This is a genomic window from Sediminibacillus terrae (genome assembly GCF_009602435.1).
Taxonomy (GTDB): Bacteria; Bacillota; Bacilli; order Bacillales; family Amphibacillaceae; genus Sediminibacillus; species Sediminibacillus terrae.
On sequence record NZ_VZDQ01000011.1, the window covers coordinates 249,528 to 263,879 of the forward strand.

Annotated in this window: 13 protein-coding genes and 1 riboswitch; of the genes, 2 read left to right on the forward strand and 11 right to left on the reverse strand. The window is 45.8% G+C overall.

Going from position 1 to position 14,352, the window contains the following annotated elements:
* Window positions 1-9: 9 nt before the first annotated feature.
* Window positions 10-276 carry a DUF3006 domain-containing protein gene (locus F6X55_RS03805; RefSeq protein ID WP_026571952.1) on the reverse strand — a complete coding sequence of 89 codons (267 nt, stop codon included), beginning with the start codon at window positions 274-276 and terminating at the stop codon, window positions 10-12.
* Between the two features lie 6 nt (window positions 277-282).
* On the reverse strand, window positions 283-1,542 hold the full coding sequence (locus F6X55_RS03810) for an MBL fold metallo-hydrolase (RefSeq protein WP_237648592.1): 1,260 nt from the start codon (window positions 1,540-1,542) through the stop codon (window positions 283-285).
* A gap of 309 nt (window positions 1,543-1,851) precedes the next feature.
* Here F6X55_RS03810 and F6X55_RS03815 point away from each other — a divergent pair, with 309 nt between their 5' ends.
* A complete protein-coding gene (locus F6X55_RS03815; protein WP_026571954.1) occupies window positions 1,852-3,384 on the forward strand; it encodes a glycine betaine uptake BCCT transporter in 1,533 nt (510 codons plus the stop codon).
* Between the two features lie 45 nt (window positions 3,385-3,429).
* On the opposite strand, the gene F6X55_RS03820 is transcribed toward F6X55_RS03815, so the two are convergent.
* The 9 genes from F6X55_RS03820 to F6X55_RS03860 all read right to left on the reverse strand — a co-directional run bounded on the left by F6X55_RS03820 (window position 3,430) and on the right by F6X55_RS03860 (window position 12,665).
* Complete coding sequence (locus F6X55_RS03820) at window positions 3,430-5,142, reverse strand: CocE/NonD family hydrolase (protein WP_153462031.1); 1,713 nt, start codon at window positions 5,140-5,142, stop codon at window positions 3,430-3,432.
* 77 nt (window positions 5,143-5,219) lie between these two features.
* Window positions 5,220-6,101, reverse strand: a complete 882-nt coding sequence (locus F6X55_RS03825; protein ID WP_026571956.1) for a glycine betaine ABC transporter substrate-binding protein — start codon at window positions 6,099-6,101, stop codon at window positions 5,220-5,222.
* Between the two features lie 67 nt (window positions 6,102-6,168).
* Window positions 6,169-6,999 carry an ABC transporter permease gene (locus tag F6X55_RS03830; protein ID WP_026571957.1) on the reverse strand — a complete coding sequence of 277 codons (831 nt, stop codon included), beginning with the start codon at window positions 6,997-6,999 and terminating at the stop codon, window positions 6,169-6,171.
* Window positions 6,996-8,195 carry a quaternary amine ABC transporter ATP-binding protein gene (locus F6X55_RS03835; protein ID WP_153462033.1) on the reverse strand — a complete coding sequence of 400 codons (1,200 nt, stop codon included), beginning with the start codon at window positions 8,193-8,195 and terminating at the stop codon, window positions 6,996-6,998. The genes F6X55_RS03830 and F6X55_RS03835 overlap by 4 nt, the downstream gene beginning before the upstream one ends.
* A gap of 38 nt (window positions 8,196-8,233) precedes the next feature.
* A complete protein-coding gene (locus F6X55_RS03840) occupies window positions 8,234-8,704 on the reverse strand; it encodes a thioesterase family protein (RefSeq protein ID WP_153462035.1) in 471 nt (156 codons plus the stop codon).
* Window position 8,705: 1 nt separating this feature from the next.
* On the reverse strand, window positions 8,706-9,680 hold the full coding sequence (locus tag F6X55_RS03845; RefSeq protein ID WP_153462037.1) for an L-carnitine dehydrogenase: 975 nt from the start codon (window positions 9,678-9,680) through the stop codon (window positions 8,706-8,708).
* 3 nt (window positions 9,681-9,683) lie between these two features.
* Entirely contained in the window at window positions 9,684-10,571 is an 888-nt protein-coding gene (locus tag F6X55_RS03850; protein WP_153462039.1) for a beta-keto acid cleavage family enzyme, read from the reverse strand.
* A 444-nt stretch (window positions 10,572-11,015) separates the two neighbouring features.
* Window positions 11,016-11,552 (reverse strand): TetR/AcrR family transcriptional regulator, encoded by a 537-nt coding sequence (locus F6X55_RS03855; RefSeq protein WP_026571962.1) that lies wholly within the window; start codon window positions 11,550-11,552, stop codon window positions 11,016-11,018.
* A 162-nt stretch (window positions 11,553-11,714) separates the two neighbouring features.
* On the reverse strand, window positions 11,715-12,665 hold the full coding sequence (locus F6X55_RS03860; RefSeq protein ID WP_026571963.1) for an alpha/beta hydrolase: 951 nt from the start codon (window positions 12,663-12,665) through the stop codon (window positions 11,715-11,717).
* A 154-nt stretch (window positions 12,666-12,819) separates the two neighbouring features.
* Window positions 12,820-12,923, forward strand: a riboswitch (SAM riboswitch).
* A gap of 288 nt (window positions 12,924-13,211) precedes the next feature.
* Between F6X55_RS03860 and F6X55_RS03865 the strand changes: the two genes are divergently transcribed.
* Window positions 13,212-14,342, forward strand: coding sequence for a 5-methyltetrahydropteroyltriglutamate--homocysteine S-methyltransferase (locus F6X55_RS03865; protein WP_153462041.1), 1,131 nt, complete (start codon window positions 13,212-13,214; stop codon window positions 14,340-14,342).
* Window positions 14,343-14,352: the final 10 nt, after the last annotated feature.

The following is a 14,352-nucleotide window of genomic DNA, read 5'->3' on the forward strand; positions in this document are numbered from 1 at the left end:
TTACGCTACTTATTGTTGCCGTTTAAATTTACTTCCTTTTGACCGGGAACGCACCCGATTCCTTAACATTTCCGACTTCTCTTGGCGGTTTGACGACTTTTGCTTGTCGATTTGAATGTTGAAAATATCTTCACCGTGGACATTAAATTCCAGCCAATCGTTTACTTGTACTCCGTCAGGCAGCCGCCCCTTATTTATTACAAATTCTTTCCCCGCTTCTTCGGCAAGAATGACAGCATACTTTCCTTCTTCGATTCGGTCCAACATTCCTTTCATGCATTCTCAACCTCCTATACAAGCCATTGCTTGGTCTTTAATGTCTTGAAGCCTGGCAGGCCCAATCCCGTTGATTTTGGTCAACTCGTCGATCGATCGAAACGGCCGCAAATCGATTACATCCTGTGCCCGCTCCGGACCGATATGAATAATTTCCTGCACTTGTTCTGAATCGGCACTATTAATATCAATGCATTGTCCAGCTCCGTTGTGACCCGCTTCAGCCGGCTCTGATTCTTTTTCCCGTTCTGACTGCTCCTGCTGGTCGGACTGACCTGCTTTTATCGCTCCATTTTTATGGGTGGTCACCTGATATGACATTCCATCCGTCGTCACCATGATCGTCCCATGCGCATCGGTCCCGTAAAGATCCGCGTCAAAACTCCTAATTCGTTCCAGCACTTCTTGATGTGGATGACCGTATTGGTTATCAGCTCCAGCACTATAAATAGCTGTTTCTGGAGAGACTGCTTCCAAAAAAGCTTTGCTGGTTGAAGTATTGGATCCATGATGGCCCAGTTGAAGAATTTCCGCATCCAAGTCCACGCCGCTTCCGATCATATCTTGTTCTTGTTCACTTTCCGCATCACCGGTGAAAAGAAAGTCAATGTCCCCATAAGACATTTTAAAAGCGAGCGATTCCTGATTCGTTTCTCCGGATATCGACGCTGGATAAAGCACTTCCACCTGTAAATCACCAATATCAAACATATCTCCCATACGTGGTTCTTCATAACCTGTTTGATTGGCATTGATTGCTTTCATGACCCGTTGATACGTATCAGATGAGCTCGTATTGCCAGACATCCACACTTCCCCTACTTCAAATTGGTTGATCACTTTATCTAGCTGTCCGATATGGTCGGCATCGGGATGCGTTCCAATCGCAATATCGATGTGAGAAATGCTTTGAGAATGTAAATAATCAATTACGTCCTGACTATCCCAGTCTCCTGCATCCAGTAGAATCGTATAAGAATCGAATTTAAGCAGCGTCGCATCCGCCTGCCCGACATCGATATAATGGACCTGCATTTCTTGAAGTGAGCCGGACTCTTTGTTTTCTTCATGCACATCATCTTCAGCGTCTGCTTCCTTCAGTGTAGTGTTTTGTCCTGCCTCTGTATCATGTGATGTCTTTTCTTCTGTTTGCTGGTTATCCTGTTTGTCTTGGTCCGTTAAAGCAGAATTCTGTGCCCCCGTACCGCACCCCCCGGCAACCAGCAAAAACAGCAGAAAAATTATGTACAAGAATTGCTTTTTCAATCCTATTCCCCCTTAAACCAGCATTTTACCACTCTTTTTGTCTTTTCTCTATTAAGTATCGTGGAAAAATCCTTATCCTTCAGCTCTGCTTTTGAAGTTCTAACGCCGAACGCCTTCTACTTAAGGATATCATAGCCTTCGCTTTCCGCTTCCCCGCCTTGATTTTGGAAACATGTCCGCTTTTTATATGTTTCCGCCAAACATTTTCCGTTTTTTCTCTCGTCACAAGGGTAAAGTCTATTAGAGTGCCATCGTACTTATTACAAATTCGTGTTGAAACCAGTGTAAGGAAAGGAGCCATGGAGTAAAATGTGGAAAAGGTTTACGCCAGTATTTAAAATATCCGCTGGCATTATGTTAGTATTAGTTATTTTAGGAGTAGCTTGGCCAGATGGACTGGAAACGGCTACCACCAATATTCAAGCTTTTATTGCAAACAAATTCGGCTGGTATTACTTAATCGTGGTAACTATATTTGTCATTGTTTGTTTATTTCTGTTGTTCAGCCCGGTCGGCAGGATCAAGCTGGGGAAACCGGATAGCAAACCGGAATTTTCCCGACCGACTTGGATTGCCATGCTGTTCAGTGCCGGGATGGGGATCGGGCTGGTTTTCTGGGGAACGGCAGAGCCAATTAGTCACTACGCCACCAGTTCACCTACAGGAGAAATAGGAACGGAACAAGGGATAAAAGATGCGTTGCGTTTTACATTTTTTCATTGGGGAATCCATGCCTGGGCTATTTATGGAATTGTGGCCCTTGTACTTGCCTACTTTAATTTTCGGCATGACCGCTCAGGATTGGTCAGTTCGACATTACAGCCGTTAATCGGAAAAACTGCAGAAGGAAACACCGGGAGGGTCATCGACATTCTTGCTGTCATCGCGACTGTCATGGGGGTTGCTACCACTCTTGGATTCGGGGCAGTTCAAATAAACGGCGGGTTGTCTTACTTATATAATATACCGGTAAACATCGTCATCCAGTTTATCATTGTTGCGATTGTCACCGTGTTGTTCATGATTTCCGCCTGGACAGGACTTAGTAAAGGGATTCGTTACCTGAGTAATGCCAACATGGTACTCGCAGCCATCTTGTTCGGAATGATTTTTATTATGGGACCGACTTTGTTCCTCTTGAACATATTCACCAATACACTCGGCTCATACGTGCAACATCTGCCGGAGATGAGCTTCCGGATCGCACCACTTGATCCGGATATCCGCGAATGGATCAATGATTGGACTATCTTTTACTGGGCATGGTGGATCGCCTGGTCTCCGTTTGTCGGAATTTTTATTGCCCGTGTTTCCCGCGGCCGAAGCATACGGGAGTTCGTGTTCACTGTACTGCTTGTCCCATCCGTGATCGGTTTTCTTTGGTTCGCTACTTTTGGAGGTACTGCCATCTCACTTGAACACGAAGGAATCGCCAAGATTTCCGAGCTGGCTACAGAAGAATCCTTGTTCGGAGTTTTTGCCAACTATCCATTCGGTATGATAGCGTCGGTCGTGGCCATGATCCTGATTGGCACGTTCTTTATTACATCTGCCGACTCCGGTACATTTGTACTGGGTATGATGACAACAGGCGGTTCACAGAATCCTGGACACTTCATCAAGCTTACCTGGGGTGTTTTGCTTTCAGCCACCGCACTTGCCCTTTTATACACTGGCGGCTTGCAGGCTCTGCAAAATACAATGATAATAGCAGCCTTGCCATTCTCGATTATCATGCTGCTCATGACGGCAAGCTTTGTCAAATCGCTATACCGGGAGTCACGCGAGCTTGGTATCGGTCGCATTAATCAGGGAAAGGGAAAGAAAAATAAAAAACAATAAAATCAATATAACCGGCAGCTGAACGTGATCAACTGCCGGTTATATTTATGTTGGAACCACCGGAAGTAAAATGTGCGATGGACGATATCGGTCATGGTAGATAACCTGATTGGCAGGAAACATTTCTTTTGAATCAATTGTAGTTTTTCCCGTATTCGGATTGACGTCATACCGCGGAAAGCTGCTTGAGGATATTTCTAAGCGAATGGAGTGACCAGGAAGAAAAACATTGCTGGTGGCCCACAGGTCCAGTCGATAACACGTGCCCTCCGTCTCCCGTTCATAAAAGGGTTCTCCTCGAATGATGCCCTCTGTTAGGTTGTAAGCCTTTCCGTCCGGACAAACATCGACAAGTTTTGCGGTGAAATCAGTTGAAATTGCATCGGTCGATGCCCATAGCACTACCTCTATAGGCCCCGTCACTTCCATCGCCTCTTTCATTGCTTCAGATGTATATACCAGGACATCTTCTCTCTCCTCTACTACATTCTGGTCACATGGACCTGCATTCTCCCCATTATAAAACAAGCCGTTCCCTCCCACAGTCGGGACAGGGTGAGACGGATCATAGAAGAAATGATCTGAGGGCTCTATAAGTGGTTTGACGGTCGAGAGAGTACCAGATTCCGATCCCGCCTTGCCATCGCTGTGGAGATAATAAGGGATAAAGTCTGTCCGTGCAAGCGGCCATTCCCATTCTTCCCGCCATTCATTGATACCCATTACAAATAATTGTACAGGTGCGCCATCCTCGACAAGTACAGAATCGGTTTTCTTTAACCATTTTTCAAACCAGTTCAAGTGCAAGGAAGTAATATCTCTTTCCTGATCCATCCAGTCTCCCGCTGCATGCCCTCCAAAGAACCGCTCCCCTTGAACAGCAGAAAAATCGCCGTGTCCCCAAGGGCCGATGATCAAACGTTGTTCTTCCCCGGCTTTGCACATTTCCTGGTAATTTTCCAAGGTAGACCCGAGAAAGCAGTCATACCAGCCGGCTAAATGATATGCGGGCAATTTAAGGGAAGATAATCGATGTTTTACATTGGCTTTGCCATTAGCTCCATCTGATATTTCCTGGGTAATAAATTGCTGATACAAGATTTGTGCCGGAACGTGATTCATCAAAGGCGGCCACTCGGATAGCGGGACATGATGGAAAGAATCATTGATATGGTGCAGTGATGACTCTATTTCTTTTCTGGCACGGGAGTACTCTTCCGGCCTGTGCCTGCGGATTAAATCCGGGGCAACCGAATCAAGCATCCACGTTGCAAATAAACCATATTCCAACGCACCTTGCCGGAACAGCATATCTTCTTTCAAGCTGCTTCCGGTCTGAGCTGGAAAAATCGCTTTTAAAGACGGCGGTGATTCCGCAGCGGCAAACAGCTGGGTAAAGCCATAATAGGATAAACCGAACATACCTACATTGCCATTACTATATGGTAGGTTTGCAGCCCATTCCACCGCATCATACCCATCTTCCGCTTCATGTATGAATGGAATGAATTCCCCTTCGGAAGAGAAACGCCCGCGCACATCCTGGATGATTACTACGAAACCTTCCGCTGCCAAGCGGAAAGGATCCACATAACGGTGAGAAAAATCGGCGAGATTCTTATTATATGGATGCCTTGTCAGCAAAACTGGATAATTGCCTTCCTCGTCTGGTCGATATACATTTCCATATAAAGTAACACCATCCCGTAACTGACAGGGTATATCTTTTTCAAATAAGACTTGCACTGTTTTTGGCAAAGCTATCACCTCTATCCTAAATTCCACACAGAAAAAAGGCCTGCTACGGCAACTGCCGGGACAGACCTCTTTTTCGCTTATTCACCAGTCATTTCATTTACCTTGTCCTGGTTGTTTTCAATCCACTCACGTGCCACTTCTTTAGGATCCTGGTCTTCTTCTTCGATTTTCACGATCATTTCTTCCACATCGTCAATCGATATGTTCCAGTTGCTCAAGAACTCATATGCTTCTGGTGCATTTTCTTTTAAATCCTTATTGGTTACAACATGGACAGAAGACGTTTCGAAAAAGCCTTTGTCATTCTTCAATACTTTAATATCAAATTTATTGAACATGGTGTGCGGGCGCCAGCCAAAGAAAATGACCGGTTCCTCCTGACTCATCAAACGTTGAGCCTGAGCCAGCATACCGCCTTCTGAGGAAGCGACGTGCTCGATATCAAGACCGTACTCTTCGATCATTTCTTTTGATTCTTTCGTTGCACTGGCACCTTCTTCGATGCCGTACATCTTATTGTCGAATAAATCTTCTTTTCCTTTTAAATCTTCCATGCTATTGATATCTTCCATGTATTCCGGAACGACCCAACCAGTTTCAGCTTCTGGATAGCTTACTGCTGTATCTTCGACAGAATCGGAAAATTTGTCCAGATGAACTTTATGCATCGGGAACCAGGAATCCATGAATACGTCAATGTCGCCGCGGGAAAGTCCCATGAAAACACTGCCCACATCGGCATCTGTTTGTTCTACCGTATAGCCCATATCCTCCAAAATCAAGCTTGCGATTTCGGTCGGAGGTACTGTGCTTGTCCAAGGCGTTACCCCGAATGTGATGGTTTGATCTTTACTCTCACTTGCTTTCTCACCGCTCCCCTCTGATTTATCGTCAGAAGAACATCCGGCAATCACTGCTACAAATAGTGCGGCCATAAGACCTAATAAAAGTTTTTTCATGCTAATTCTCTCCCCTGTTTTATATTTTTAGAATCCGGCCAGTATATAAAAGCTGGCTTAAGATTCATTAAAACCTTTTTCCTAATCCTTGCGTAATGCGGTCTAAGATGATGGCAAGGACCACAATTCCAAGTCCGCCGGTCAAGCCGAGTCCGACGTTTACCGTGGAAATACCGGAAAGGACAGTCGATCCTAAGCCTGGAGCTCCAATCATCGAAGCAATGACAGCCATCGACAGCGCAAGCATGATCGTTTGATTGACTCCGGCCATGATCGTCGACAATGCCAGCGGGAGTTGAACTTTAAACAGAAGCTGCCATTTGGTTGTGCCAAAAGCTCTTGATGCTTCCACCACATCTTCCGGAACTTGTTTGATTCCCAGACTCGTCATGCGGACAGCCGGCGGCGTAGCAAAAATAAAGGTGGAAATAACTGCGGGAACGCCACCAAGGCCGAATAGAAGAATTGCCGGGATTAAATAGACGAAACTTGGCAATGTCTGCATAAAATCCAATATGGGACGGACAATCTTGTCCATGATGGAACTGGTAGCCGTCAATATTCCGACAGGAACACCGATGATTACCGATAATAAAGTCGAAACGAGCACGATCGCCACCGTTTGCATTGCCGCTGGCCACAATTCCACTGATCCTAGATAAATGCATCCGATCAAGGTGAAAAGAGCCAATCCTTTGCCGGCAATCCGCCAGGACAGCACGATCAGAATGAGGACGATCACCTCAGGTGGAATGGCAATCAAAAGGTTGGTGACCGCTTCGATAAAAGCTCCCAGCACATCGCTTATAGCATTGAAAAATCCACCCATGACCGGCAACAGCCAATTATTCACAAATGAATTCGTCCAGTCTTCTAACGGGAAATGGAAGTAGTTCATGATGAAGTCACCTCATCTTTCTCTTTTCCGAGCACCAGACCCGACAGAATCGATACTCGGGAAATGATCCCCAACAGCCTTCCGTCTTCCATCACCGTGATCGGATATTTGGCCTCGACGGCAATTCCGATCAAGTCATGGAGCGGTGTGTGCGGAGCAGCTGAAGCTATCTCCGTAATCAATACCTCTTCCAAATCGATTTTTTCTTTATAAGCTCGGATGGCGTCATCGATGGTCAGCAGCCCTTTGAAATTCTTCTCTTTGTCTACGACAAAAATACTCGACGCTCCGGCTTCTTCCATTTTATGGACGGCAACACGGGGACCGTCTTTATAAGTCATCAGCACTTCCGGCTTTTTCATGACATGGGACGCTTCCAGGACCTTGGACCGGTCTACATCCTTCACAAAGTTGGAGACATATTCATTCGCGGGGTTTTCAAGAATTTCTTCAGAGGTTCCGACTTGAACGATCCGGCCGTCTTTCATGATGGCAATCCTGTCTCCAAGTTTTAACGCTTCATCCAAATCATGCGTAATAAACAAGACCGTTTTTCCGAGCTTGTTTTGCAGATGGAGAATCTCATCCTGCATTTCTTTTCGGATAATCGGATCGAGCGCACTGAATGCCTCATCCATTAAAAGAATATCCGTGTCGTTGGCCAACGCTCTGGCAAGTCCCACGCGCTGCTGCATTCCGCCGCTCAACTGATCTGGATAACTTGATTCATAACCTTTCAATCCTACATCTTCGATCGCTTTCTCGGCTTTCTCGAATCGTTCCTGCTTATCGACTCCTTGAATTTCCAGCCCATAAGCCACGTTATTTAAGACTGTCCGATGTGGCAGCAAGCCAAATTTCTGGAAGACCATACCGAGTTTTTTACGACGGGTTTCGATTAAGCTCGTGGTATCCATTTTCGTGATATCTTTCCCGTCTATCAGAACTTCTCCATCTGTCGGTTCAATCAAACGATTGATCAAGCGGATCAGCGTCGATTTCCCGCTTCCGGATAACCCCATAATCACGAAAAATTCACCTGGTTTTACAGCGAAAGTCGCTTGATTCACACCGACAGTCATACCCGTCTTTTCTAATATTTCATTTTTTTGCTCTCCATCTTTCAAACGTTTCAGTCCCTGTTGGGGATGGGAGCCAAAAATCTTGGTCAGATTATTTACTTCAATCTTATTCACAAGCATTCTCCTCTCCTGAAACCACCGGGCGGGGCAGATCAGCGTTTTATGCCAATGCGCCTGCCCGCTTGTTTCGGTATTGATAATTGTTGCTGAGCCTCGCGCAGACGATCGATGGCAGCAGCGACTGGGTCCGGGAACGGAGCAGCCCTCCCCTGTTCACTATTGATTCCCATCAGCATTTGCTCGCTAGTTGCAAGCAAATCACCTTCAGCATTTTTCATGGTGAAAAATACATGCAGGCGCTTTGCATCATCATCCAGCAACTGAACGTCAAGTGTCAGTTCCTGACCGCGATGTGCTTCCTTCAAGTAGCAAATATGTGTTTCTAAGGTGAAAATGGTATATCCCCAACTGGAACGTGTTTCCTCATCCAGCCCGATATCAACGATAAATGCATCGACGGCCTGACTGAATGCTTTCGCGTAAGCTGCATCGTTCATATGGCCGTTATAATCCACCCACTCATCATGCACACGGTTTTGATAATGAAACGGCTTGTCTCCCACTTTACTCACCTCTTTTTGCAATACTTTTTGTTTCCGGCCAGTAATCCTCTACTAAATCCAGTACTTTTACGAGGAATTCGTTCCGCCTGCTTTCCAATTCAGCAATAGAAACATCACCGGCATGTGATTCACAGCCTTCGATAACCCTTTCTTTCAACGCATCGGTCAGTTCTGGTGCAATCAGTTTTGTCCACGGCTGCTTCAATGCCGGTCCGAATTGCTCAAGCATATGGCGCATACCTTGTTCTCCACCGGCAAGATGGAACGTCATAAACGGCCCCATTTGTGCCCAGCGCAGACCTGCTCCATATATGATGGCGGCATCCACTTCCTCCGTTGTGGCCACTCCGTCATTCACCATGTGAAGTGCTTCGCGCCACAATGCTTCCATCAAGCGGTCGGCTAAATGACCCTCGATTTCTTTCCGTATGACCAATGGCTTCATTTGGATAGCAGCATAAACTTCTTTCGCTGCATCGATTGTTGCCTGACTGGTGGCGTTTCCGCCGACCAATTCCACTAACGGTAAAATATATACCGGGTTGAATGGATGAGCGACAACGAGGCGTTCAGGATGCTGCAAACCTTCCTGCAAGGTCGATGGCATAATGCCGGAAGTACTCGAACCGATAATCGCATCTGTTTTGGCATGCCGATCAATGCTTGCCAACACACTTTTTTTCAGTTCTTCCCGTTCAGGAACGTTTTCTTGAATCAAGTCTGCTTCTGCAACTGCTTCTTCGATGGTAGGCACAAAGCGCAAGCGGTCAATGGTTGCCCCTTCAGCCAAACCGATTTCCTCCAGTGACGGCCATGCCAATTCCACTGCGCGGCGTGTTTTCTCTTCCGCGCCTTCGGCTGGATCAAACGCTACAACCTCGTGACCGTTAGCCAAGAAGCGGGCAACCCAACCGTTACCGATCACTCCGGTACCAATGACTGCGAACTTTTTAGGTGCTATTGTTGTCTTATTCATGATTTATCTCCCTCCGTTCGGGTTTCTCAATCCGTACTGCTCACGAGCTTCTTGTGGTGTCATTACTTCCATTCCGTTCCCATGCAGCATAGTGATTGCCTTTTCGACAAGCTGGTCGTTACGGCCAAAAACTCCTTTGCTTAAATACAGATTGTCTTCCAATCCTACGCGGATATTGCCGCCTAGCATCGCTGCTTGAGCAGCGATCGGAAGTTGCATTCTGCCAATGCCAAATGCGGACCAATGAGCATTTTCCGGCAATCGATTTTTCATGTACGCCATGGTTTCGATATCGGCTTCTGCTCCCCAAGGAATACCCAGGCAAAATTGAAACATTGGATCACCGTCAATCAGCCCTTCACTTATCAGCTGTTTAGCAAAACGAAGGTGACCGGTGTCAAAGCATTCCAGTTCCGGCTTCACTCCACTGTCCTGAACCAGTTTTGCCTGTTGGCGGAGCCAGTCTGTCGGACTAAGGTAAACCATGTTGCCAAAATTTGTACTGCCGCAGTCCAACGTGCACATTTCCGGGAGCAGTTCTCCTACGGGTTCGTGTCTCTCTTCCGGGGTTTGCATATCGGTTCCGTTCCCTCCGGCTGCCGGTGTGTCAAGGCTAGGGATGAAGTCTCCGCCCCCACCCGAAGTAATGTTGATGATCACATCTGTTTCCGACTCGCGGATACGATCTACAATTTCTCGATAATGCTCGACATCATGACTGATTCCTCCGTTTTCCGGATCACGAGCATGGACATGCGCCACTGTGGCTCCGGCTTTCGCGGAAGCAATGGCTGCTTCTGCAATTTCTTTCGGTGTAACAGGTACATGCTTGCTTTTTTTCGTCGTATCACCTGCGCCGGTAACGGCTGCAGTCAATAGAACTTTATTCATGAAGGATTCCTCCCAAACGTAGTTTTCGATTTTTACTATACTGTCCGGACGGTTTAAAACACGATTTAAACTATACCATCCAGACGGTTATCTTTCAAACCGATCATCCATACGTAAGGGGTTTCATATAATTTTTTCATAGAAAAATTTCTGCTCAATCCCTTGTCAGGATTGGGATGAAGGAGAGGGAAGAAATTTTTGAAATTTGTTTTGATTGGTCGAAATACGCAGAAGGAGAGAAAGACTTCAGGAAGCGTTAGATGTAAAGAACCTGGCGGACAATGAAAAACTTAATCCAAGAACGAATAAATACAGGATAGGCCGTGTTAGGAAAGGAACTTTTAATGGGGGCTTCTCTTATGAAAAGCGCGACTATAAAAATTCGCGGATATCTGGAGCGGAAGGAAACACAAATCAACAAAAGAATAAAAAAAGCGGGCGACCTCATTCGTTCGCCCACTCCAATAGTGTCTTGTAAACCTCTGCTTTTTTCTCCGGCTCGATATGATAAATATCAAACAACTCCGCCAGCCAAATACCATCTGAAGCAAGACGGATGATGGTTGCCTTTACAGGATCAAGTCCATCCTCTTCTATCTCTTGCTGCCATTCAGCATACAGCTCCCGGATGGGATCAAGCAGTTTTTCATTGACTGCTTTTGCTGCCAGCAATCCGGCGTTCATATCTTTATTTTGATATACTTGATTAAACGTGACGTTTACATAGGCACGCACCCACTGCCCTTTTTCTTCCGGGTCCATTTCTGCATTGTTAGCTATTTTCTCCCGATAGTTATTGGTCAAATGTTCAACCATCCCTTCTACCAGGGCTTCCTTGGAAGGAAAATGGTACAATAATCCTCCCTTACTGATACCTGCTTCCTCCGCTACAGCTTCCAGAGTCAGGTTAAATATCCCTCGCTCGCTGACGATTTTGGATGCAGCAGTAAGTATTTCTACTTTTCTAGAATGTCTGCCCATGAAACTCTCCTCTTGCTTATCAGATTTTATGCCATTTACTATACTACCTGGACGGTTCGGTTTCAAATAAATTTTATGAAGCAACTCAAATTTCCTCCTTGCCAAAAACGCTAACACCCCTATCTACGATGCCTTTCGCTAAAGAGGAAAATTCTTTCATTTTCAAATGCCAAGAGCCGATTCGATAAATGCTTCCAATCGTTTTTGAAATTCAGCGGTGGCAGCCGCGTAAGCATCCGTATGCCCCGCCCCCGGTACAATCCATAACTGTTTTTCACTATCGGCCGCTTCGTACAGGCGATGCGCCATTTCGGTTGGCACGAGTTCATCTTGGTCTCCATGTATAATAAATAACGGCCGGGTATTGTCTTTGACCTGCTCGATCGCCGAGGCCTCCCCGAACCAGTAACCAGCCCGAAGTTTAGTCATCCCGCTGGTGAGAGATATCAAGGGAAAAGCAGGAAGATGGTACAGGTGCCGAAGTTGATGGGATAATTCTTCGCTTGCATCCGTGTATCCACTATCCGCGATGATCCCCTTCACTTGAGAAGGCAAATCTTCTCCACTGGTCATCAAAACTGATGCCGCTCCCATCGAATTTCCATGTAAAAAAATGCTTTTCATTTTATAGTCATCGATCAGTCGTTGAATCCACCCCTTAATGTCCAGGCGATCGTGCCAGCCATAACCGATATAATCTCCTTGACTTTCCCCATGTCCCCGGGCATCCGGCATAAGAAGCGAAAATCCATGATCATAATAAAATTTGGCCAGATCACCCATTTGCTGACCATAACCCCGGTAGCCATGTGCGAGGATAACCGCTTTACCCGAAGCTTGAGGATGTTGCAAATAATAAGCGCGCAGTTTCAATCCATCATGGGATGTCATTTCGATTTCTGCCAGGCTCTGGACGGAAAACCAGTCCTGTGCTTCTGCAAGTAATTCCTGATCCGTTTCGCTGTTTGGCAGCTCCACAGGTTCTTCACTATAAAGTTCTACTTGTTCCCCACGCTTTATGCCTTGGTTATAAAAGTAATTACTGGCTCCAATGAGCAGCACAGCGAGTAAAAAAACTACACTGCCAGCAATCCAAGCTATCTTCTTTTTCATTCCATCCCCTCTTTTGTCTGTTTCTTCTATCATTATAGCGAAAATAATTTGGAAGCGCAGTCATTTTCTTCTTTCCAAGAAAAATGGAAAAACTATTGTTTTCCAGAACGATTTGGTGTATGGTTAATGACAATCAATCTCAAAATTTAATCATTGCTTATCAAGAGAGGTTAAGGGACTGGCCCGAAGACGCCTCAGCAACCAGCCTGAACGGCATGGTGCTAAATCCAGTAGACATCCGTGTCTAGCAGATAAGGAGAATGTGAATGAAAAGAGCCTTCTTCTTAGAAGGCTCTTTTTTGTTTTGAGATCGCTTCTAAACAGATAAAGAAGATTTCCCCTTTTCTTTCGTTCTGTTTTACGAATGGGGGGCTTAGTGTTTCAAGGAATATCATCGAACCGAAATCGTCCTCAGGCTCATAATTATGGTGCAGGAGCGGCAGGCTGGCGATTGTTCAAAGAAAGAGATCGAGCAAATCCCTCTTTACGAAAAAGCAACAATGCTGAGAAAATTATTTTCAATCACTATTTGAAAGGAAGATTTTTATGGAAAAAAAGCAATTTGATCAAGCTGTAAACGTGCTTCAGAACCCGCCTTTTAAAGGAGATCATGTCGGCAGTCTGCTGCGTCCGGAAAGGCTTAAACAGGCACGTTTGCAACATCAAAATGGAGAAATTACGACAGAAGAACTTCGATACGTGGAAGACGAAGAGATTATCCGGGTAGTGGAAAAACAAAAGGAAGCATGCCTTCAAGCTGTGACAGACGGAGAATTCCGCCGTTCCTGGTGGCACTTCGACTTTCTGGAACAACTCGATGGGGTGGAAGGTTACGTGCCGGAAAGCGGGATTCAATTCCATGGCACAAAAACAAAAGCACGCGGAATTAAAATCACAGGAAAAGTCGGTTTCAGCGGGCACCCTATGGTCCAAGATTATAAATTTTTACATAGCATCGCCGGGGATCATACCGCCAAGATGACGATACCAAGTCCGAATATGCTGTATTTCCGCGGAAAACTGGAGTATCCCCCTTATGAAGACCAGGAAGTGTTTTTCACTGACTTAACCCATGCTTACAAAAAAGCGATCAAAACTTTTTATGATGCCGGCTGCCGTTATTTACAACTCGATGATACTTCCTGGTCGTTGTTTTTCTCGGAAGACGGACGCGCGCGTATACGGGAAAACGGCCAGAATCCAGACGAACTCAGCCGCTTTTTTGCCCGATGTATCAACGAATCGATTGCCGACAAACCAGATGATCTGACAATCACCATGCACATTTGTCGTGGAAACTATCAGTCCACTTGGGCCGCCTCCGGTGGTTATGACGCTGTGTCGGAAATCATTTTCGGCGGTCTGGATGTAGACGGTCTGTTTCTTGAATACGATGACGACCGTTCCGGAGGATTCGAGCCGCTTCGTTTTGTCAATCGTTCAGATTTGCAAATTGTCTTGGGACTGGTCACATCCAAACACGGTAACTTGGAAGACAAAACGTTCATCAAAAAACGGATTCGACAAGCAGCAGAGCATGTAGACAAAAATCAGTTATGCTTGAGTCCGCAATGTGGGTTTGCTTCCACAGAAGAAGGAAACCTGCTGACGGAAGAAGAACAATGGGCGAAATTGCGACACGTCGTAAACATTGCCGATGAAGTATGGAATAGCTGACAACAGAGAC

Bases quoted from the DNA above. Each gene is read 5' to 3' on its own strand.
- F6X55_RS03805 (WP_026571952.1), bottom strand. From the start codon at position 276: ATGAAAGGAATGTTGGACCGAATCGAAGAAGGAAAGTATGCTGTCATT.
- F6X55_RS03815 (WP_026571954.1), top strand. From the start codon at position 1,852: ATGTGGAAAAGGTTTACGCCAGTATTTAAAATATCCGCTGGCATTATG.
- F6X55_RS03825 (WP_026571956.1), bottom strand. From the start codon at position 6,101: ATGAAAAAACTTTTATTAGGTCTTATGGCCGCACTATTTGTAGCAGTG.
- F6X55_RS03830 (WP_026571957.1), bottom strand. From the start codon at position 6,999: ATGAACTACTTCCATTTCCCGTTAGAAGACTGGACGAATTCATTTGTG.
- F6X55_RS03845 (WP_153462037.1), bottom strand. From the start codon at position 9,680: ATGAATAAGACAACAATAGCACCTAAAAAGTTCGCAGTCATTGGTACC.
- F6X55_RS03850 (WP_153462039.1), bottom strand. From the start codon at position 10,571: ATGAATAAAGTTCTATTGACTGCAGCCGTTACCGGCGCAGGTGATACG.
- F6X55_RS03855 (WP_026571962.1), bottom strand. From the start codon at position 11,552: ATGGGCAGACATTCTAGAAAAGTAGAAATACTTACTGCTGCATCCAAA.
- F6X55_RS03860 (WP_026571963.1), bottom strand. From the start codon at position 12,665: ATGAAAAAGAAGATAGCTTGGATTGCTGGCAGTGTAGTTTTTTTACTC.
- F6X55_RS03865 (WP_153462041.1), top strand. From the start codon at position 13,212: ATGGAAAAAAAGCAATTTGATCAAGCTGTAAACGTGCTTCAGAACCCG.